At 71.0% G+C, this 20,225-nt stretch carries 22 protein-coding genes; 16 read left to right on the top strand and 6 right to left on the bottom strand.

Going from position 1 to position 20,225, the window contains the following annotated elements:
* Positions 1–390 precede the first annotated feature (390 nt).
* Positions 391–774 (bottom strand): helix-turn-helix domain-containing protein, encoded by a 384-nt coding sequence (locus AB0K05_RS37530; protein ID WP_364235754.1) that lies wholly within the window; start codon positions 772–774, stop codon positions 391–393.
* Positions 775–1,042: 268 nt separating this feature from the next.
* Here AB0K05_RS37530 and AB0K05_RS37525 point away from each other — a divergent pair, with 268 nt between their 5' ends.
* The 6 genes from AB0K05_RS37525 (at position 1,043) to AB0K05_RS37500 (ending at position 7,589) form a co-directional block, all read left to right on the top strand.
* The gene (locus AB0K05_RS37525; protein WP_364235749.1) at positions 1,043–2,395 is read left to right on the top strand and encodes an FAD/NAD(P)-binding protein; all 1,353 of its coding nucleotides are present in this window, start codon (positions 1,043–1,045) and stop codon (positions 2,393–2,395) included.
* Between the two features lie 542 nt (positions 2,396–2,937).
* A complete protein-coding gene (locus tag AB0K05_RS37520; protein WP_271277071.1) occupies positions 2,938–3,783 on the top strand; it encodes an ABC transporter permease in 846 nt (281 codons plus the stop codon).
* A complete protein-coding gene (locus AB0K05_RS37515) occupies positions 3,780–4,586 on the top strand; it encodes an ABC transporter ATP-binding protein (protein ID WP_271277070.1) in 807 nt (268 codons plus the stop codon). The genes AB0K05_RS37520 and AB0K05_RS37515 overlap by 4 nt, the downstream gene beginning before the upstream one ends.
* Positions 4,583–6,220: an FAD-binding protein gene (locus tag AB0K05_RS37510; RefSeq protein ID WP_271277069.1), complete on the top strand. Its 1,638-nt coding sequence runs from the start codon at positions 4,583–4,585 to the stop codon at positions 6,218–6,220. The genes AB0K05_RS37515 and AB0K05_RS37510 overlap by 4 nt, the downstream gene beginning before the upstream one ends.
* Entirely contained in the window at positions 6,217–6,600 is a 384-nt protein-coding gene (locus tag AB0K05_RS37505; RefSeq protein WP_271277068.1) for a ferredoxin family protein, read from the top strand. The genes AB0K05_RS37510 and AB0K05_RS37505 overlap by 4 nt, the downstream gene beginning before the upstream one ends.
* A complete protein-coding gene (locus tag AB0K05_RS37500) occupies positions 6,597–7,589 on the top strand; it encodes an ABC transporter substrate-binding protein (RefSeq protein ID WP_271277067.1) in 993 nt (330 codons plus the stop codon). Before AB0K05_RS37505 ends, AB0K05_RS37500 begins: the two co-directional genes overlap by 4 nt.
* Here AB0K05_RS37500 and AB0K05_RS37495 read toward each other — a convergent pair.
* The gene (locus AB0K05_RS37495; protein ID WP_364235744.1) at positions 7,537–8,409 is read right to left on the bottom strand and encodes a hypothetical protein; all 873 of its coding nucleotides are present in this window, start codon (positions 8,407–8,409) and stop codon (positions 7,537–7,539) included. The two genes, AB0K05_RS37500 and AB0K05_RS37495, sit on opposite strands and share 53 nt — an antisense overlap.
* Before the next feature lie 652 nt (positions 8,410–9,061).
* Between AB0K05_RS37495 and AB0K05_RS37490 the strand changes: the two genes are divergently transcribed.
* The gene (locus AB0K05_RS37490; RefSeq protein ID WP_271277065.1) at positions 9,062–9,370 is read left to right on the top strand and encodes a hypothetical protein; all 309 of its coding nucleotides are present in this window, start codon (positions 9,062–9,064) and stop codon (positions 9,368–9,370) included.
* Positions 9,371–9,702: 332 nt separating this feature from the next.
* Here AB0K05_RS37490 and AB0K05_RS37485 read toward each other — a convergent pair whose 3' ends face one another.
* Positions 9,703–10,626 (bottom strand): NmrA family NAD(P)-binding protein, encoded by a 924-nt coding sequence (locus tag AB0K05_RS37485; RefSeq protein ID WP_271277064.1) that lies wholly within the window; start codon positions 10,624–10,626, stop codon positions 9,703–9,705.
* A 95-nt stretch (positions 10,627–10,721) separates the two neighbouring features.
* On the opposite strand from AB0K05_RS37485, the gene AB0K05_RS37480 reads away from it, so the two are divergent.
* Both AB0K05_RS37480 and AB0K05_RS37475 read left to right on the top strand, forming a co-directional pair.
* On the top strand, positions 10,722–11,288 hold the full coding sequence (locus AB0K05_RS37480; RefSeq protein WP_148030807.1) for a TetR/AcrR family transcriptional regulator: 567 nt from the start codon (positions 10,722–10,724) through the stop codon (positions 11,286–11,288).
* A gap of 179 nt (positions 11,289–11,467) precedes the next feature.
* Complete coding sequence (locus AB0K05_RS37475; protein ID WP_271277063.1) at positions 11,468–11,800, top strand: hypothetical protein; 333 nt, start codon at positions 11,468–11,470, stop codon at positions 11,798–11,800.
* Between the two features lie 458 nt (positions 11,801–12,258).
* On the opposite strand, the gene AB0K05_RS37470 is transcribed toward AB0K05_RS37475, so the two are convergent.
* Positions 12,259–12,588: a hypothetical protein gene (locus AB0K05_RS37470; protein WP_271277078.1), complete on the bottom strand. Its 330-nt coding sequence runs from the start codon at positions 12,586–12,588 to the stop codon at positions 12,259–12,261.
* A gap of 35 nt (positions 12,589–12,623) precedes the next feature.
* Here AB0K05_RS37470 and AB0K05_RS37465 point away from each other — a divergent pair, with 35 nt between their 5' ends.
* The 5 genes from AB0K05_RS37465 (at position 12,624) to AB0K05_RS37445 (ending at position 17,652) form a co-directional block, all read left to right on the top strand.
* Positions 12,624–13,388 (top strand): hypothetical protein, encoded by a 765-nt coding sequence (locus AB0K05_RS37465; protein WP_271277062.1) that lies wholly within the window; start codon positions 12,624–12,626, stop codon positions 13,386–13,388.
* A gap of 135 nt (positions 13,389–13,523) precedes the next feature.
* Positions 13,524–14,753 (top strand): serine hydrolase domain-containing protein, encoded by a 1,230-nt coding sequence (locus AB0K05_RS37460; RefSeq protein ID WP_364235740.1) that lies wholly within the window; start codon positions 13,524–13,526, stop codon positions 14,751–14,753.
* 17 nt (positions 14,754–14,770) lie between these two features.
* Positions 14,771–15,583 carry an SDR family NAD(P)-dependent oxidoreductase gene (locus AB0K05_RS37455; protein WP_364235738.1) on the top strand — a complete coding sequence of 271 codons (813 nt, stop codon included), beginning with the start codon at positions 14,771–14,773 and terminating at the stop codon, positions 15,581–15,583.
* A gap of 62 nt (positions 15,584–15,645) precedes the next feature.
* Positions 15,646–17,232: an FAD-dependent monooxygenase gene (locus AB0K05_RS37450; protein ID WP_364235735.1), complete on the top strand. Its 1,587-nt coding sequence runs from the start codon at positions 15,646–15,648 to the stop codon at positions 17,230–17,232.
* A gap of 18 nt (positions 17,233–17,250) precedes the next feature.
* Positions 17,251–17,652: a VOC family protein gene (locus tag AB0K05_RS37445; protein WP_364235733.1), complete on the top strand. Its 402-nt coding sequence runs from the start codon at positions 17,251–17,253 to the stop codon at positions 17,650–17,652.
* A 267-nt stretch (positions 17,653–17,919) separates the two neighbouring features.
* Here the strand turns inward: AB0K05_RS37445 and AB0K05_RS37440 are convergent, their stop codons facing one another.
* Positions 17,920–18,129, bottom strand: a complete 210-nt coding sequence (locus tag AB0K05_RS37440; protein ID WP_364235730.1) for a hypothetical protein — start codon at positions 18,127–18,129, stop codon at positions 17,920–17,922.
* Positions 18,130–18,328: 199 nt separating this feature from the next.
* Here AB0K05_RS37440 and AB0K05_RS37435 point away from each other — a divergent pair, with 199 nt between their 5' ends.
* Both AB0K05_RS37435 and AB0K05_RS37430 read left to right on the top strand, forming a co-directional pair.
* On the top strand, positions 18,329–19,000 hold the full coding sequence (locus AB0K05_RS37435) for a TetR/AcrR family transcriptional regulator (protein ID WP_187281084.1): 672 nt from the start codon (positions 18,329–18,331) through the stop codon (positions 18,998–19,000).
* 12 nt (positions 19,001–19,012) lie between these two features.
* The gene (locus AB0K05_RS37430) at positions 19,013–19,459 is read left to right on the top strand and encodes a hypothetical protein (RefSeq protein ID WP_148030817.1); all 447 of its coding nucleotides are present in this window, start codon (positions 19,013–19,015) and stop codon (positions 19,457–19,459) included.
* 57 nt (positions 19,460–19,516) lie between these two features.
* Here AB0K05_RS37430 and AB0K05_RS37425 read toward each other — a convergent pair whose 3' ends face one another.
* Positions 19,517–20,182: a DUF998 domain-containing protein gene (locus tag AB0K05_RS37425; protein ID WP_364235726.1), complete on the bottom strand. Its 666-nt coding sequence runs from the start codon at positions 20,180–20,182 to the stop codon at positions 19,517–19,519.
* Positions 20,183–20,225: the final 43 nt, after the last annotated feature.

The raw sequence follows: 20,225 nt of genomic DNA, 5'->3' as shown, positions 1-20,225 counted from the left end.
GCGAGAACTGCCTGCGACGCCTCGTCACGTACCTACCTCTTCCAGACTTCTGTCAGTTTATGTAGCCAACTGTCCGGAATCTTCGGGGCACCTCAGGAGCGACGGTGCGGGCCGTAGCATGAAGCGAAGCCTGCGGCGTCGTTACTCAGCCCTCCTTCGGGGCGGGACAGGGAGAGCCGAGCCTTTTCCGCAAGCTGGGCATCACCTCCCGCCGGCAGCTCAGAGAACTGCCGCTTCCCTGATCAGACAGGCAGACGGGCTTACCCGGCGGGCGTACGCCTATGGCCAGCCAGACCAGCGCGATACCAAGGCCCATGAATCGGCCCTCCTTCCTGGCGGGCAGGGCGGGGCGGGGGCGGCGGCGAGTACGCCAACCTCCCCTGCACCGGGTCACGAGCGCCCGAAGGCGGCGAAGCCCGCCATGACGTGCCGCATCCCCCAGGCGGTCATAGTGGCCCGGAGACACATCCGGGGGAGACACCGGCTTCGCCGCCAGTCTGGATAGCCGCCGCTCACCGCGCTACCTCCTGGGCAGCGCCGATTGTCGACGGGGCTGCCCAGCGCCCGGTACAGCGCTGACCTGCCGACGCCGAACTCGCGGGCGATCTGTGTGACGGACTGGCCGCGCGCCCGGCGGGCCCGGGCGGCGGCGAGGCCGGGCCACCCGACGGATTCTTCACTATTCCCGGCCCCTTCCTGCGCTACCTCACTATCGACGGCCTCGACCGCGTAACCGACCAGCGCAAGCTCATCCGGCTCCGGGGCCGGATCCACGCCGCGGCTCGGGTCGCCGCCGAAGGATGCCACACCACCTACTACGCCACCGACTCAGCCCTCACCATCGGCATCCAGGGCCTCGACGCCCAAGAACGCATCAACCAGCTCCGCAATGCGCTTCCAAGCTCATCACCAAACATGGCTGGACTACCAGGGACGAGCCCCGCTGACCAGCGCCTCATTGGTTAGCGGAATGTCCGGCCGGATACGACAGGACCTCGTTCTGATACCTGAATCCTATATATCCCACTGGTATAGTGGGTTTATGGTCCTGCCTTCGGTCATCATCGTCGGGGGCGGCGCGAGCGGCGCCCTGACCGCGATCCACCTGCTAAGACTCGCCCGCGCCACCGGCACCCCGGTGGCGGTCACGCTGATCGACCAAGGCGGCCGGCACGCGCTCGGCCAGGCCTATTCCACCACCGACCCGCACCACCTGCTCAACACCCGCGTCGAGCGGATGAGCGCCCTCGACGACGAACCGGATCACCTGCTGGCCTGGGCGCGCACCACGGGCGTGCACGCCTACGACTACCTGCCACGCGCGATCTACGGCCGCTACCTGCGCGAGGTGCTGGCCGTCGCCGAAGATCTACCCGCGCGCCCGCTTCACCGCGTCACCGCCGCGGCCGTCGCTCTGGACGCCGACCACGCGGTACGGCTGGCCGACGGCCGCCGCATGGCCGCCGACGCGGTCGTTCTGGCCCTCGGCAACGGCAGCCCCGCCCCGCTGCCGGGCGTGGCCGCGCACCCCCGTCACATCGCCGACCCATGGGCGCCGGGCGCCCTGACCGGCATCGACGACGGCGCACCCGTGCTGGTCCTCGGCACCGGCCTGACGATGGTGGACGTGGCCCTCACCGTGACCCGGGCGCACCCGGACACCGTGGTGTACGCGCTGTCCCGGCGTGCCCTCCTCCCTCGCCCGCACCTGGTACGCCCGGCCCTGCCCCTCCCGGTGACCATCCCCGACGGCCCGCTGCGCGTCACGGACCTGCTGGCCGCCACCCGAAAGGCCGTACGGGCGAGCGGCGACTGGCAGGGCGTGCTGGAAGGGCTGCGACCGCACGTCCAGGAGTTGTGGCAGCGGCTCGGGCCGGACGAGCGGCGGCTGTTCCTGCGCAGGGTGGCCCGCTACTGGGAGATCCACCGGCACCGCATCCCGCCCCACTCGGCGACCGCCATCGACGACCTGCGCGCCGGCGGACGGCTGCGCCTGCTGCGCGGCAGCCTGCTCACCGCCGAGCCCGCCACGGACGGGCTGCGCATCCGCGCCGACCTGGACGGAGCCATGACCGGCCTCGACGTCGGCTGGCTGGTCAACGCCACCGGGCCGGGTACCGATGTCACCACCAGCCCTTTCCTCGCGAGCCTCATCGCCACCGGAGTCGCCCGGCAGGACTCGCTCCGGCTCGGGCTCGACGCCGATCCGGATGGCGCGGTGCTGGACGCGGGCGGACGCCGGAGTGACCGCCTGTTCGCCCTGGGTCCGCTGCTGCGCGGCACCTTGTACGAGACGACCGCGGTGCCGGAGATCCGCGCCCAGGCGGTGGCCCTCGCCCCGCGCCTCCTCCAGGCTGCCGTGTCACGCTCCGCTCAGGCACAACCTGTGGCGTAAGCCGATCAGGCGGAGGGTGGACGCGACGGGCACGTACGCGACACCCTGTGACGTGCTGTTGCGCCAGTTGGAATATCCCTGGCCAAGGGAGCGGCATTTCTCCCTCGGATGACCTTCCCTCGCCGAGGCGCTCATCGACAACGGCAGGTCCCGTCTCTCGGCTGGACCCGATGTTGCCGAGGTCACTCTAGTTTTCCTAATAACCCCCCTGGACAGTAGAAATTGTTGGGATTATCGTCAGAGGCATGAGCTGCCCCCTTTCCGCGGCCTCCTGTCACCTCACCCAGCCGCACGCGACCGCCTGTCGCTGACGGCCGTTCACCGGCGACCTCGGCCGAGGCGCCGGTGTGAACCCCGGGCGCGTGCCCGTGCACGCCCCTGAGCCCCATGCCCGGGACATCGCCGTCCGGGAGCCACGGCATGCAACCGATCCGCCCCCACATGCGTGACGAACGCCTGGGCGGCCCCCTTCCGCCGCTCCTCCGTCCATCCTGACGCGCATGCCCGGAATCGGGCACGTCCCTTCCCAAGGAGCCGTTTCGATGTCATCATCCGCCGTCCCCTCCGGCAGCGTGCCCGCGGACATGATCCGCGGGGCTCCGCCGACATTCGTCCCCCGGCTGCTGACAGCCGTCGCCACGCGGGGCCGCCGCCTGATCGGCCTGGCCGTCCTGCTGGTCGCCTGGCAGGTCGGCGCCTCCCGCGGGCTGCTCGGCACGGCCACCCCGCCGCCCACCCAGGTGCTGGAGGCCGGCGCCGAGCTGATCCGCTCCGGTGAGCTGCCGGTGCACCTGCTGGCATCCCTGGAGCGGGTGGCCAAGGGACTGTCGCTCGGGCTCACCGTCGGCCTGGTGCTCGGCCTCGCCGCCGGACTGTTCAGGATCGCCGAGGACATCATCGACGCGCCCCTTCAGGCTCTGCGGATGCTGCCGCACCTCGCCCTCGTCCCGGTCTTCATCATCTGGTTCGGCATCGGCGAGACCGCCAAGGTCGCCCTCATCACGATCGGGCCGATCTTCCCGCTGTACATCAACGTCTTCCACGGCATCCGCAGCGTGGACGAGCGGATCGTGGAGTCCGCCCGCTCGTGCGGGGTGCGCGGGCTCGCGCTGATCCGCAAGGTGATCCTGCCCGGCGCGCTGCCGCAGATCCTGGTCGGCCTGCGGCAGTCCCTCGGCATCGGCTGGCTCAGCCTAGTGGTCGCCGAGATGACGGCCACCACCTCCGGCATCGGCTTCCTCGTCACCGACGCCAAGGAATTCCTGCGCACCGACGTGGTCTTCGTTGTGCTCGTCGTGTACGCCCTGCTCGGTCTCACCACCGACCTGGCCGTACGGGCGATCGAACGCAGGGCCTTGGCCTGGCGACGAGGACTGGTGGCGCGATGAGCATCACCGATGTCTCGAAAGTCGACAGCGGCACGGACGCCGGGCGTGGGGTGCGGGTGCGCGGCCTGAGGCGCGGCTTCGCCGGGCGGGAGATCCTGTCTGGCGCCGACCTCGACCTTGCTCCCGGCGAGTTCGTCGCGCTGCTGGGCGCCAGCGGCTCGGGGAAGAGCACGCTGCTGCGCGCCGTCGCCGGGCTGGACACGCAGGCCACGGGCGAACTCGACGTGCCCGAGCGGCGGGCCGTCGTCTTCCAGGAACATCGCCTGCTGCCCTGGACGAACGTGTGGCGGAACGTCACGCTCGGCCTCTCCGGCCGAGGGCTGCGCGCGCGGGCCCTGCAGGCTCTGGACGAGGTCGGGCTGGCGGCCCGGGCGGACGCCTGGCCGGTCACCCTGTCCGGTGGCGAGTCGCAGCGGGTGGCCCTGGCCCGGGCCCTTGTCCGCACGCCCGACCTGCTCCTGCTCGATGAGCCGTTCGGCGCGCTCGACGCGCTCACCCGGATCAAGGTGCAGGCCCTGGTCGCCCGCCTGTGGAGCCGGCACCGGCCCGCGATCCTGCTGGTCACCCACGACGTGGACGAGGCGCTGCTACTCGCCGACCGGGCGCTGGTGCTCGCCGACGGGCGCATCGCCGAGGAGTTCGTCGTCGACATCCCGCGGCCCCGGCCGGTCGACCACCCGCGGTTCGCGGCCCTGCGCCGCCGCCTGCTCTCGGCCCTCGGCGTCGATCCCGACCTGGGCGGCCCCGACCCCGAATCCGACCCCGAATCCGGACAACTCGTGGCACAACAGGAGGCACGATGAGGGACACGCTCGAACTCACCACCGATGTCCTCGTGATCGGCGGCGGGCCCGCCGCCACGTGGGCCGCGTTGAAGGCCGCACAGGCGGGGGCGGACGTCGTCCTCGCCGACAAGGGCTACTGCGGCACCAGCGGCGCGGCCGCCTCCGCCGGAACCGGCATCTGGTACGTGCAGCCGGACCCGGACGCGCGGGAGAAGGCCATGGCCTCCCGCGAGGCCATGGGCGGCTACCTGGCCGACCGCCGCTGGATGACGCGGGTGCTCGACCAGACCTACGACGGCGTCGACGAGCTGGCCACCATCGGGCGCTACCCCTTCCCGGTGGTGGACGGACAGCCGCTGCGGCGGGGTGTCCAAGGGCCCGAGTACATGCGCCGGATGCGGATCATGGTGCGGCGGGCGGGGGTGCGCATCCTCGACCACAGCCCGGTGACCGAGCTGCTGACCGACGCCGCCGGGGCGGTCGCCGGCGCGGCCGGGCACCGCCTGCAGATGGACGAGCCGTACCGGGTGCGGGCCGCGTCCGTGGTGCTCGCCACCGGCGGATGCGCGTTCCTCAGCGGAACCCTGGGCTGCCACGTCAACACCGGCGACGGCCACCTCATGGCCGCCGAGCTCGGAGCCGAGCTGTCCGGCATGGAGTTCTCCAACGCCTACGCCATCGCCCCCGAGTCCACCTCGCTCACCAAGACCGCCTACTACTCCTACGCCAGCTTCTACCGCGAGGACGGCTCGGTGCTCGAAGGCGCGGGCAGCACCCGCGGCCGCTCGGTCATCGCCCGCACGCTGCTGCACGAGAAGGTGTACTGCGTGCTGGACCGGGCCGACGCCGAGGCGCGCGCCCGGATGCGGCTCGGCCAGCCCAACTTCTTCCTCACCTTCGACCGGATGGGCATCGACCCGTTCACCCAGCGCTTCCCCGTCACGATGCTGCTGGAAGGCACGGTGCGCGGCACCGGCGGCATCCACGTCGTCGCCGACGACTGCGCCACCTCCGTCCCCGGTCTGTACGTCGCCGGTGACGCGGCCACCCGCGAGCTGATCTGCGGCGGGTTCACCGGAGGCGGCAGCCACAACGCCGCCTGGGCGATCTCATCGGGCACCTGGGCGGGACAGGGAGCGGCCCGGCACGCCGCCGAGCTGGGCCCGGCCGCCAACCGGCGGTCCGTGACCGGTGCGGGCACGGCGGGGCTGCGGCCCACCGGCACGGCGGGCCCCCCGGGGGAGCACCGCGACGTGGTGGCCGCCGTGCAGGCCGAGGTCCTCCCGTACGACAAGAACCTCCTGCGGCACGCGGACCGGCTCACCCCCGCGCTCGCCGCGCTGCACGACCTCTGGCGCGGGGTGCGCGCCGGGCTGCACGGCACGGGGGCCGAGGCCGTACGCACCCGCCAGGCGGCGGCGATGACCGTGCACGCCCGGTGGATGTACACCGCGGCGCTGGCCCGCCCGGAGACGCGCGGCATGCACAAGCGCGAGGACTACCCCGCGCAGGACCCGGCGTGGCGGCACCGGCTGCTCATCGGCGGGCTCGACGAGATCCGGACCCGTCCGGACGAGGTCGCCCCGGTCGGCCCGGAGGAGTTCGCCGCGCTCGGACCGGCGGCGGGCGCGTACCTGCGGGCGGCGTCGTGATCGAGATCGTGTCCCGGGAGCGGTGCATCACCTGCGACCGCTGCGTCGAGGTCTGCCCGAGGAACGTGTTCGACACGGGCGAGGACGGCGTGCCGGTGATCGCCCGCCAGTCGGACTGCCAGACCTGCTTCATGTGCGAGGCCTACTGCCCGGCCGACGCCCTGTTCGTCGCACCCCTCTCGCATCCCGTGCGGCCGGACTCCCCGCTGCGCGACGAGGCCCACCTCGCCGCCACCGGACTGCTGGGCAGCTACCGCAGCCAGCTCGGCTGGGGAAGCGGCCGCACCCCCGGCGCCGCCGTGGCGGTCGGCCCCGAGTTGCCGGCCGCCCAGCCACCGATCGTCAATCGTACCGACATCACCGAAAGGACATCCAGATGAGGCTCCGCCGATCTCCCGCCGCGCTTGTGGCGGCTATCGCCGCCGTGGTGATCGCGCTGACCGGGTGCGGCGCGGACTCGCAGGCCGCCGCCGGCGAACCCGGCGAGAAGTTCACGCTGCGGATCGGCGTGATCGGCAGCGGCAACCGGCTCACCGGCCCGGTCGGCTATCTCCACGACAAGAGCGCGCTGGTGCCGCTGCTGGCCGACGCCGGTGTCGGCGGCGTCGAGGTGTTCTCGTTCCCCAACGGCCCCGACCTCAACCAGGCGCTCGTCGCCGGTGAGCTCGACCTCGCCACCTACGGCGACACGCCCGCGCTCGTCGCCAGGGGAGCGGGGCAGCCCACCCGGCTCATCGCCCAGGCCGCCGTCGGGCTCGACGCGGCGATCGTCACCAAGAAGGGAGGCCCCGGCTCCCTCCAGGAGCTGGCCGGCAGGAAGATCGCCACTCAGACCGGCTCCTACATGCACCGCTACCTGCTCGGCGCGCTCACCGACGCCAAGATCGAGCCGAAGGAGATCGTGCACATCTACGCCTCCGACATCGAGGCCGCGCTGGAGCGCGGCGACGTGGACGCCGCCGCCGTCCCGGCCGCCAATGTCGAGGCGCTGCGGTACAAGAGCTATCCGGTGATCGACACGCTGGCGGTCGACCATCCCCAGTACCGCGGCACCTCGGCCACCGTGGTGACGGAGACGTTCCTCGGCGAGCACGCCGGTTTCGTCAAGACCTGGCAGGCGGCCCAGGTCGAGGCCACCCGGCAGGCCAAGGCGAGCTGGGACGAGTACCTGTCGTTCGCCGTCGACGTTGGCGGCTTCGCGTCCGACATCGTACGGAAGACCACCCTGGAGGAGCAGCTCCCCGACACGCCGTTCACCGATGAGGGCCTCACCCTGCTGGAGGGCACCAAGCGATTCCTGGTGCAGCAGGGCTTCGTCAGGAAGGACTTCGCCGTCGACGACTGGATCGCCCCCGAAGCCCGCGGTTAGCTTCCGCTCTGGTACCGAACGGGACACCGGCCCACCGCCAGGTGTCGACGGCGAAGACGACCTCGGCCAGTGTGTCGGTCCTGCGGGCGGCGTCTATGCCCGCCTCGTCGACGTACGACGGAAGCGGGCGGCCGTCGATCGTGCCGGCGGTATAGCGGGCGCGACGACTGAACCTCTCGGGACGGCCGCCCCAGACGTGGGTCGCCCGCAGCACTTCAGCCTTGGCGTCCCGTACGTCGAGCTGTTCCAGCGTGCTGGGCGGACTCATCGCCGCGAACGTCAGCACCTGGAGCAGATGGCTCTGGATCATGTCGCGCAGGGCGCCCGTCTCGTCGTAGAAGCCGGCGCGGCCCTCGAGTCCGAGCGTCTCGTCGAACACGATGTCGACCGCTTCGACGTGTTCCGCGGTGAGCAGCGGTTCGATCACCCGGTTGGCGAAGCGGACGCCCAGGATGTTGAGCACCGTAGACATGCCGAGGAAGTGGTCGACGCGGTGCACGTGGCTTTCCGGTACGAGAGCGTGCAGAAGCTCGTTCAGCGCGGCGGCGCTGGCCGCGTCGGTGCCGAAGGGCTTCTCCAGCACCATGCGGGTGCCGTCCGGTACGCCGATCCGCGTCAGCGCCCGGCAGGACTCGACCGTGACCGCCGGCGGCAGTGCGAAGTAGAGCGTGAGGCGACCACGACGGCACGCCAGCAGACGGCGCAAGTCGCCGTCGTCGGTGACGTCCGCGGCCACGTAGCACGCGTTGCGGACGACGGCGTCGGCGGCGGTCCTCTCGCCTCGCCCGTCGAGAACGTCCCGGCGACGACCGCCCGCCACTCCTCGTCGTTCCCTTCGCCCTTGTCGCTGCCTACAAGGAGAGGTCGGCGAGCGAAGACGCGACAACCAAGCCGCCCAGGCCCGGCAGGAGCAGCCGTGCTGTCAGGTCGCCCCGCGCGCCGAGGACGACCAGCGTCTGGGTCCGCTCATCCGGCGGATCCTCGCACGGCCGCATACCAAACATGACGCCACCCCTGGCGGCATGGGTGGACTGCGGCGGCCATGGTGTTCATGCGCCGCCGCGGCGCGGTTTCGTCCCAGACGAACGACGGCACATCACCCGCCGGCAGGTCCGGCCCGCGGAGACCGCCCCGCGCATCGGACCGGACCACCCCCTCACTGTGGTGCGTAAGCGACCCGGTGACGTGCTCGACTCTCACCGTTCGAATCTCGTTCGGACGCGGGCACGGCCCGCTGCCGCCCCGGCACCGGATGGGCATGGCTGAGTGGCATGATGCGAAAGTGAGCGCGCCGCGGTTGCCCACACGGTGATGCATGGCTCGGCAGCCGGCTTCTCGTCCGTCGGCTGCCAAGCGGCTCCGGACGTGTGGCCGCCGCTCCTGGAGAGAGCGCCGGTATCACACCGGCGTGGCTGGTAGCGGCTTGATCCCTTTTCAACCGCGCCGCCCCGTACCTCCCTCCCACCTCGGCGGTGATCGCGCATCGCGGGCTCGAACCGCCGGTAGGCGATCTGACGGCCGTGATCGCCTTGCTGACCCATCAGTTCGGCGATCGCGATACCCGTCAGCGGGCTCCGGAACGCTCGCTGGAGCTCGCGACCGCGGCCGACGTCATCGCGTTCGCCGGCGTCGATGTCGCCGATGCGATCGGGGCCTTCCGCACGGGAGCGCTGGACCAGCGTGTCTCGCCCGGCACACCGCCGCCCGGCCGGTCTCTGGGCTGGTCCAGACGGCTCCGGGGCAGAACTCGCCGGAAGCCCACCCGGCGTGGAGCATCCTGACGACGAGTGCTGGATCGGGACGTCGCTGGCAGGGAACATGGCACCCCTCCATCCGACCTGACGAGCTGGCAGACGAGGGGACCCTGACCCGGATACCCGGTTTCGCCCTGTCACTAACGAACCCGTCACGAAGCACATACGGGGCCCCGGTCAGCCGGACTTATCTTGGTTGACGAGCGAAATGGCTGGTCAGATGCTTTCAGGCGTGTCAGGCACGTAAGGCAGGAGTCAGGCGTGGCGGGCCATCTTGACGCTGAGATCAGCAAGACGATGGCCGGGCAGGGATGAGGACCAGGGCCGGGTGACGCCAAGCAGCCGGCGGCCGTCTCTGGTCAAGCCGCGAGCCGCAGGTACTGCCGAGCCCATTCCTCGAAGCTGGTGAGCGAGAGACCGAGGTCCCTGGCGTACTGCGGGCGGGCCGGCTGGCCGGCTATGTTCATCCACTCGTGTGAGGCGCCCATCGCCGGCATTCCGACGGCTAGTGCCTGCTCCTCGGTCATGTCCGGCGCGGACAGGTGCGTGCCGAGCGCGCGGGAGAGAACCTCGGCGATCTCCGTCATCGACAGGTAGTCACTCGCCAGCTCCAGCTCGACCCCGTGGAACCGCTCCGGCTCGGCGATGGCTGCGGCGGCTGCCCTGCCGATATCGTCCACCGCGGCGAGGGAGAGCCGGGTGTCCGGCTTCACGACGCTCACCAGACCGCCTTCAACGCCCCGCGGGAACAGGAAAGCCATGGACGGCAGGAAGTTCTCCATGAAGAAGCCCGGCTTGAGGATCGTCCAGCGGGAGAAGCCGGCCGCGCGAACCCGGTCCTGGATCGTGCTCTTGGCTCCCAGGCTGGCGTCCAGGGAGCCCCACTGGCCTGCGATCCAGCCAGGAGCCTCGGTGTGCTGACCGGCGCCGCTGGTGGACGTGTGTACGAACTGCGGCACTCCCGCAGCTTGCGCGCCCTGGATGAGGTTGACGGCCTGGGCCACCTCTCCGTCGAAATCGAAACCTTCGGCAGCCAGGGCGGGCATCTGAACAGAGAAGACGGCGCGGACACCCGTGGCGGCCCGCACCACCGCATCGCGATCGTGGAGGTCACCGGTAACCAGATCGGCGCCCAGCGCCTCGACGGCCTTGGCTCGCTCGGTGTCGGGGTAACGCACCAGAGCGCGTACGGGAACGCCTGCAGCGAGCAGGGCGCGGGCGGTGGCGCCGCCCTGCCTGCCGGTGGCGCCGGTGACCAGGACAGGTGCGGAATCTGCAGGCATAGTGCTCCCCAGGGCCATAAACGGCGGGGGTCGCCGTTTTCTGTGCGATACGATATGGCGGGCCCCGCCATTTAGCAACTCTGGAGATGACGCCCATGCCCGACCGACAGCGCGCGGACGCCCGGCGCAACTACGCGCGCATCCTCGCCGTGGCCGAGGAGGAGGTCGCCGCGTACGGGGCCGGCGCCTCCCTGGAACAGATCGCGCGCATCGCGGGGGTCGGCTCGGCCACCGTGCGCCGCCACTTCCCGACCCGCCGGGCGCTGCTGGAGGCGGTCTCCCATCAACGCATCGAGGCCCTGGCCACCCGCGCCCGTGAGCTAACAGGCAAAGGTGACAGCCGTGACGCGCTCCTGGAATGGCTCAGTGACGTCGTGGCCTACTGCGTCGCGGCCCGAGGGCTGGCGGCAGCACTGGCCTACGACGGGGCCGAGCCCGACCCCGTACACGAGAACACCTGCTCGGCGAGGATGACAGAGGCGGGGAATCCCCTGCTGCAGCGCGCCGTGCAGGACGGGACGGTGGCGGAAGGCGTCACCGTCGCCGACCTGATCGCGCTGATCGTCGGCATCGTCCTCGCGACGGAGCACCACACTGACCCGGCGGCCCGTGCGGACCGGCTGTTCCGGCTGGCCGTGGCGGGCCTGAGCCCGCGGGGCTGAGAAGCCTGCTCGAAAAGACCGTCCCTCGTCCTGCCTGCTTGATACGGGCCGTCAGGCGGCGAAGCGGCGGCGGGCGAACTCGAGACGCCTCTGAACCGTCCCGTGAACGACCGTTTCCGGGACGGCCCGTTTCGGGGACGGGCACCGCGTCGGCGGACCCGGGCGAGGCGGCCGCTGCCGTGCTGGCGCTGGCCCTGGCGGCGGTGGTCAGGCGGGTTGTCGTCGCCATCGGGCTGACCGTCGCGCTGGTCGTCGTGCCCTACCTGCTGGCGACCTCGGGTCCGGCGCCCTGGCTGCTGATGGGCACCCCGGCCGCCGGGTTCGCGATCACGCAGAGCGTCCCCACGTTCGCGCATGTGGACGTGGACCTGTCGCCGATCAGCGGCTACCACCCGCTTCCGCCATGGGCGGGTCTGGCGGTGACTTGCGGATACGCCGTTCTCGCCCTCGGCGCGGCGGCGCACCGCCCCCCTCGGGAAGGCCGGAGGAGGCGTCCGGCCACGGCACCATGACACGAGGCTGGGTCGTCGATGATGCGCCCCTGTGCCTCCGCGCCCGGTTGGGCGTGTGGCACGCTCTCGCGTCCAAGGTCAGAGCGGCCTGTGCCGAGGAGGCCGCCCGTGCGGTGGTGTGTCCGCACGCCACCCGCCGAGCGTGCACCTGTCCTGCTGGGCACGGGTCGACGCGCTCGACATCGATAGGACAGCTCGGTCGGGTGCCTGCGCGAGGACGATCTCGCCCGGTCGTCGCCGCCGGGGACTTGTCGTCATAGCCAGCGCCGTCGTTTGTGGAACTCACGCTATCTGTCGGCGATCGAAGACCAGTTACGCGCCGAGGGCGTGCTGCTGTCGTGGATGAGGACGGCGTCTCAAGCGTGAACCGTTCGCATCGCCGACGCCCGCGGGCAAGGACCTCACCACGAATGTGTGCCGTCCTCCGGCTGTCACGCACGTGCGGAAGTGCGAAGACGTTAGGAGGTTCGGAACAGCGCGACGGCTCGGGTACCGATTTTGAAGGACGCCTGGGGCCGCGGCCCGCGGTCCATGGGAACCTTGCGGCCCCGCACCGTCACCGCGATCACGCTGTCGTGCGGGAGCACGGCCGATAGAGCCTCGACCATGCCGCTGACCCCTGCCGCCGCGCTGGGACCGCGCCAATGGGTCTGTTCGCCGTAGGGGACGTCGGTCATCACGATGTCGGGTGCGTGCCGGCCGAGTGTCCGCTGGAGCTGGGCAGGGTCGAACACGTCGGCTTGGCGCAAGGCCGAAGCGCTGGACCTGCGGCTGGGTGATGCGGCGATGGCGGACGAGTACGCCGCGCTGCCCGTGGCGGTCCGTGCGGGCGACCTGGAGATCCTCAGGGACGACCTGGTGGCCGGCGCTGACGGGCTGTATTCGGGGGACCCGCTCGCTGGTCTTCGGGCCGCCCGAGCGCTTTGTCCGGCACCTGGGCCTCTGCACGGCGGTCTTCGGCCTGCCCGGCCATTGCGGCGCCGAAGACGGCGGCCGGGTCCACCGCGTACCGGGCACGGCGACCGCGGTGCTCGGCACCCGCGACGGCGCCCGAGCCCGGGCGGCGCTGCACGTCGCCTCCGGGCCGCTGGCCTACGACCGCGATGACGCCGGGCAGCACAAGCGCATCGTGGCCGGGCGGTTCGCCGACGAAGGCCGGCTGGTCCGGCGCCTGCTGGAGGAGATGCGGGGGGCGAAGGACCTCTTCTTCGAGGCGAACGCCCAGGTGGAGATGCACCGCTGGTTCCCGGGCCGGGTGGTGCTGCTCGGGGACGCCGGGTACCGTGCGGCGCCGGCGTCGGGTCGCGGCGGCTCCCAGGCGTTGATCGGCGCCTACATCCTGGCCGGCGAGCTGGCCGCCGGCGGCGGCCACGCGCGGGCGTTCGCCGCCTACGAGCGGGAGACGCGCGGCTTCGTCGCCGAGCACCGGCACCTGGGGCGCGAAGGCGCCGACCAGTTCTTCCTGGGCACGCCTCCGCAGGAAGGGCTCGATCGCACGACGGCGGCCCGCCCGCACCTGATGCGGCTCAAGGACTATGTTCCCGGCTTCGCCGCGGAGCGGCCTTCACCCGGCCGGGCCGCCCGCTGACCTGGCCCTGCCGTGTCAGCGGCGGCGTCAGGGCGGCGACGGCCCGATGTCAGGCCCATTCGCGAGGGTGAACGCACGAACGCCGGATCGGAACGGAACCGGCGGACCAATCATGACGACAAGGAGACAAGGATCATGGCAATCGGCGGAAACGGCTTCTCTGAGCAAGGGCTGCGCAGGCTGCGTGAGGTGCTGGCACGGCATGTCGACTCGGGGAAGATCCCCGGCCTGGTGGCCCTGGTCAGCCGCGGCGGCCAGACCCACGTGGAGACGCTGGGCACGATGCGGCACGACGGCGGCGCGCCGATGCGCCGCGACACGATCTTCCGGATGGCCTCCACCTCCAAGCCGGTCTCGATCGCGGCGGCGATGGTGCTGCTGGACGAGTGCCGGCTGCGGCTGGACGACGTGGTCGATCCGTGGCTGCCCGAGCTGTCCGGCCGGCAGGTGCTCAAGAGCATCGACGCCGAGCTGGACGCCATCGTGCCGGCCCGCCGCCCGATCACCGTCCGCGACGTGCTGACCTCCACCTTCGGCCTGGGCATGGACATGACCGCGCTGGGCACCCCGATCCTGAACGCCATCTTCGAGCGAGGGCTGACCCCGAACCTGCCGACCGAGGTTCCGGAGCAGGACGAGTGGATGCGCCGCCTGGGCGAGCTGCCCCTGATGCACCAGCCCGGCGAGCAGTGGCAGTACCAGATCAGCAGCGACCTGGTCGGCGTGCTGGTGTCCCGGGTGACCGGCCAGAGCTTCGAGGACTTCCTGCGCGAGCGCATCTTCGAGCCCCTGGGCATGAAGGACACCGGCTTCCACGTGCCCGCCGACCAGATCGACCGGCTGCCCACCCTGTACGCCCCCGACCCCGTCACGGGCGAGTTCCTCGCGTGGGACGAACCCGAGGGCGGCAGGTGGAGCAAGCCCCCGGCGTTCCAGGGCGGCGGTGGCGGCCTGGTCTCCACCGCCGACGACTACCACGCCTACTTCCGGATGCTGCTCAACGGTGGGGTTCACGAGGGCCGGCGGATCCTGTCGCGGCCGGCGGTGGAGCTGATGACCACCAACCGGCTCACCCCGGAGCAGAACGCCGCCCGTACCGCGCTGGCCCGCAACGCCGTGCACATCTCCTTCGGCCAGGGCCAGCAGGGCGGCTGGGGCCTGGGCATGGCGGTGCGCACCTACCGCGGCGACTACGCCCCGATCGGCCAGTTCGGCTGGGACGGCGGCAGCGGCACCTCCGCCTACGCCGACCCGGCCAACCAGCTCACCGGCATCCTGCTCTGCCAGCTCGGCTACAGCGTGCCCGACCCCGCCCACCTGATGAGCGACTTCTGGACCACCCTCTACCAGGCTCTCGAAGACTGATGCAAGGAGTGAGTGTCATGCGTGTCTGGTTCATTACGGGCGCGTCCAGAGGGCTGGGCAGGGCGTTCGCGGAGGCCGCGCTGAGCAGGGGAGATCGCGTCGTGGCCGCGGCCCGCGACATGGCGCCGCTGGAGGGCCTGCGGGCCCGCCATCCCGACACCCTGGCGTGCGTTCCGCTCGACGTCTCCAACCGCGCCGCGGTGCACGAGGGTGTGGATCGGGCGGTGGCCGCGTTCGGCAGGCTCGACATCGTGGTCGACAACGCCGGCGCGATGTTGTACGGCATGGTTGAAGAGGCCACGGAGACCCAGATCCGAGCCCACTTCGACGTCAACGTCCTCGGGCCGATCTGGGTCACCCAGGCCGTGCTGCCCCACCTGCGCGCCCAGGGCTCGGGCCACATCCTCCTGGTGACGACGATGGGCACGGGCGGCGGGATGGCCTCGGCCGGCCTGTACGCGGCCGGCAAATCGGCCATCGACTCCCTCGGCCAGGCGCTGGCCATGGAGGTCGAACCCTTCGGCGTCAAGGTCACCATCGTCCAGCCGGGCGGCTACGACACCGGCCTGTTCACGATCGGCACGACGGCCACCATGCCCGACCCGGCGTACGACCCGCTGCGGGCGAAGCTGACCGAGATGTGGGGCGACGAAGCGGGTTCCGACCCGAGCACGGCCGCGCCGGTCGTCATGCGGCTCGTGGACCTGCCCGACCCGCCCCTGCGGCTGATCGTCGGCAGCCGGTCCTTCGATCTGGTTCAGCAGATGAACCAGGCCAGGGCCGAAGAGTACCGCGCCTGGGAACACCTCAGCCGCCTGGCACCCGGCTGACAGCTCCGTCCCGATTCGCGCGTTCCGACGCGACGAACGACACGATCGAAAGGTCATAGATGATGAAGCACCACGATGCCGCCCGGCCCGCGGAAGAAGACCTGCGAGAGGAGCGGCCGGCGGGGGACGCCGACGTGATCGTCGTGGGGGCCGGTCCGACGGGTTTCATGCTGGCCGCCGAGCTGTGCCTGGCCGGAGTGCGGCCGCTGGTGCTGGAACGACAGCCGCGTCCCCGCGACACCCCCAAGGCCGGGGGCCTGGGCGGGCAGATCCTGGAGCTGCTGCGCTACCGGGGGTTGCTGGAACGCTTCGAAGCGGCCTGCACCGGCCCTGCGCCGGCTCCCCGGTTCCCGTTCGGCGGCGTGCACCTGGATTTCACCCAGCTGCCGGATCCCCCGATGCACGCCCTGCCGCTACCGCAGCAACTGCTCGAGCGGCTGCTCGGCGAACGAGCAGGCGAACTCGGCGTCGACCTCCGCCGAGGACACGAGGTGACCGGGGTAAGCCAGGACGACGACGCGGTCACCGTGGACGTGCGCGGCCCGGACGGCCCTTACCGGACGAGCACGCGGTACCTCGTGGGGTGCGACGGCGCGCGCAGCCGCATCCGTGGCTGGGCCGGCATTCCGTTCCCCGGCACCACCTATCCCGAGGTCAACCGCCTGGCCCAGGTCACCCTGCCCCACACGGTCACCGTTCTGGGCAACGGCGATCTCGACATCCCCGGCTTCGGCACGATCCGCGCCGGTTTCACCCGCACGAACCATGGCCTGCTCGGCGTCGGCTCCTCACCCGGCACCCAGTCTGTCTCCCTCTACACCGTCGAGGACGAGACCACCGAATACGACGACGACGTCCCCATGACCCTGGCCGAATTGCAGGACAGCGTCCACCGCGTGCTCGGCGCACACCTGCCCCTGGCCGGATCGACCCGGCTGTCCCGGTTCACCTTCAAAGCCCACCAGGCCGAGCGATACCGTGCCGGTCGCATCCTGCTCGCCGGCGACGCGGCACACCTGTTCCCCGCCACCGGAGTGGCGCTCAACGCCGGCATGCTGGACGCGGTCAACCTGGCCTGGAAGCTGGCCGCCGACCTCCACGGCACGGCCCCGGCCGGCCTGCTGGACACCTACCACACCGAACGTCACCTGGCCGGCGCCCGCACCCTGCTGCATACCCGAGCGCAGGTAGCGCTGCGGCGCGGGCACGACGCGGCCGCCGAAGCACTCCGCGACGTCTTCACCGAACTGCTCACCGACGAGCAGCCGCTACGCCGGATGGGAGCCCTCGTCGCCGGAACCGACATCCGCTACCCGATGCCCGGCTCCCACCACCACCCGCTGACCGGCACCTTCGCCCCCGACCTCACCCTGCACACCGACCAGGGCGTCACCAGCGTCGCCGACCTCCTGCACACCGCCCGGCCCGTCCTCCTCGACCTGGCCGACCGCCCAGAGCTCCGCCAGATCGCCCGGGACTGGCGGCATCTCCTCGACGTCCACACCGCCAAGACCGACGATCGGCCGGCTGACGCGCTGCTGATCCGCCCGGACGGCCACGTCGCCTGGGCTGCCGGCCTCGACGAATCCACGGACAGCGCCATGCCCCCGCTGCGCGCGGCACTCTCCGCATGGTTCGGAACGTTTTGAAACAGAGGGAACTGAGACATGACCAGTAAATTCACCGAGTTGGCCGTCGACTGCCACGATCCGGAGAGACTCGCGGCCTTCTGGTGCGCGGTCCTGGACTTCAAGGTGATCGACCGGAACGAGGGCAAGGTCGAGATAGGCTCCTGGGAGCCGACCATCGAGGAAGTCCGGGCCCGTCAGATGCCGCCCACCCTGGTGTTCATTCAGGTGCCCGAGGGCAAGACCGTGAAGAACCGGCTCCACCTCGACATCAGCCCCATTGGCGGCAGCACCGACGACGAGGTGACCAGACTGCTGGGCCTCGGCGCCACCAAGAGAGACGTGGGCCAAGGCCCAGACCGAAGCTGGGTGGTCATGGCCGACCCCGAGGGCAACGAGTTCTGCGTCCTGCGCACCCTGGCGGTGACGCGCCACGGTTAGCGTCGCTGCTCCTGCCAGATGCCCGGGCCTCGTGATCATGGCTCTTTGACACAGCCGGCGGCGATGTCGTCGGGTGGAGTGGTGTACAGGCTCCGGGGCCTGGCGTGCGCTCGGCAGGGTCCCAGGTGGTGTCGTGGCCCAGGCTGATCAACGGCACCAGCAGGTCCAGGCAGTACATGAAGGGATCCAGGCCGCTACTCGTCGGCCTGCACCGGGCACACGCCCGCACGTCGCGCAGGAGAAGAGGCTGTGCCAGCCAGTAGCAGGCTAGTGATCCAGGTGCCGGGCGATCTTGGCGGAGACCTCCGCCGAACGGACCCCACGCACGGCCAGCTCGAGGTAGCGCTCGATCCACTCACCGAGGCTGTCGTCGGCCCCGGCGAGGGCGTCGGGCAGGCCGACGACCTTTCGTGAAGTGATTTTGCGGCGATCCTGCCCTTGGGCCGGAACGGCCGAGCTGGGCTTCTGTGAAGGCACCAGACCGGGTTACTTCACGGAAGAGGGGGCTCCCGAAGAGAAACGGCATGTGCACCCGTGACTGTTGTCCGGTGGGCCAAGACGCGCCCGGGGCCCTCATGCTATTAATAAACCGGCAGCCGGTTCGCTAATGGAGTGGGAGGACCGAGTGGCGCGAACAGTTGATCAGGCCGCGCATGCCGGACGGCGGACGCAGTTCTTGGACGCGGCAGAGATCCTGCTGCGCACCAAGGGCTACGAACGGATGAGCGTGCAGGACGTGTGGTCCCAGGTGGGCGCCTCCAAGGGCGCCTTCTACCACTACTTCGACTCCAAGCAGGCGCTCGTCGAAGCGGTGATGGAACGCATGGCCGACCAGATCGCCGCCGCCTTGGCGCCACTGGCCACCGACCCGGACGCACCGGCGCTGCAGAAGCTGCAGAGCTTCCTCACCGGGCTGGGCCGCTGGAAGGACCAGCGGCGCGACCTGCTCGTCGCGCTGCTACGCGTCTGGCAGTCCGACGACAACGCCGTCGTCCGGCAAAAGCTGCGCCCGACCATCGCCGACCGCATCGCGCCGCTGCTGGCCGGCATCCTTGAGCAAGGCGCGCGAGAGAACACGCTCGCCGTCACGCATCCGGAGGCCACCGGCCGCGTCCTCGTCGCGCTGATCCAGGACCTCAACGACCGGCTGGCCGAGTTGGTCCTTTCCTTCGACGCCACCGGCCGGCCGGACCTGTCCGGCGCCCAGGATACGGTCGCTGCCCACACCCAGGCCTTGGAGCGGATCCTCGGCCTGGCCGAGGACTCCGTCGTGCTGGTCGAGCCCGCCGTGCTGAGCCCATGGTTCACCGCCGCCCCCACCGGCGGCGACGACATCCCGACCTTATGAAAGGACGTCGACATGACCATCGCGCTGGGTATCGTGATCGCGCTGTTCTATCTGCAGGCATTGGCCAAGTTCGGCCTGTGGCTGTTGGTCCCCTATGACGTCCGGATCAAGCGGATCGCCGCCTACTACGCGCGCTCGCAGCGCCTCATCGGCATCTACGACACCCTCACGCTGCTGTGCGTCGTGGCCATCATCGCCCTGCAGTTCGCCGCCGGGTTGAGCGCGCTGAGCTTCGCGGCGGGGCTGGTCGCCGGCATGAACCTCATCCAGATCTTCATCCACCGCTTCAACGAGCCCCTGGCCGAGAACCGGCGCCCGCCCGCGCCGGCGGCGCCCAACATCACCATGTCGTACGCCATCCAGGCCAGGCCCGCCCTCGGCTGGCGCGAGATCGTCATCATGGCCGGGTTGTCGCTGTGGGCGCTGTACGTCGTCGTCACCGAGATCCTGGCCGGTTGAAGGTCGAGCATCGACACCTAGATAGTGATCTTGGAACGGGCACCTTCGGGAAGCTGATCATCTGGAAGTGGCATCAGGGATGGGCATGCGCAGCAGGTGGGTGGCGACGGCGATGATCCAGCAGAAGCCGGTCAGCAGGGACAGGTGTTCGAGCAGGCCGGCGGGGGCGGGCTGCCATCGGCCGAGGGTGTCGAGCCGGTAGGCGATGCCGGCGGCGAACGCGAAGGCGATGATCAGGAGACCGGACAGGCGCGAGTAGCGCGCCCAGCCGCGGCTGTGCTCGCGCAGCCGTCGGGCCAGGACAACGGCGGCCGCGCTGAGCCCGGCGAACAGCGCGAAGCCGGCCGCCTGGTGGATGAGGCCGCTCGTGGTGACGCCGGTGGGCTGCCCGGGCGGATAACCGAGCGCGGGGTCGGTCGGCACCAGCCCGGCCACCACCAGACCGACCGCGGCGGTGGCGAGCAGGGTCGGCCCCCAGGTGGCGCCGCGACCGGCGCGCAGCACCTGGCGCAGCCCGAGTGCGAAGGCCGCCAGAAGCAGCCCGCCGAGGGTGAAGTTGATCGTCTGCAGCCAGGCGCGCTCGCCGGTGCCGAGCTGGCTGGCGCCGTGGTGCCACAGGCTGTAGCCCGGGCGGGTGGCGCCGTCGGCCCACAGCAGCATCGGCATCAGCACACCGGCGACGACCCCGCTGCCGAGCAGCGCGTTGAGGGTGCGGGTGGTCATGCGGGAAGTCCTCCTGTTTCTCCGCGACGGCGTCGCGGGCCGA

Source organism: Nonomuraea sp. NPDC049486 (genome assembly GCF_040676925.1).
GTDB classification, from domain to species: domain Bacteria; phylum Actinomycetota; class Actinomycetes; order Streptosporangiales; family Streptosporangiaceae; genus Nonomuraea; species Nonomuraea ferruginea.
Note: the sequence above shows the minus strand (reverse complement) of the source record. Positions and strands in the feature narration are given on the sequence as shown.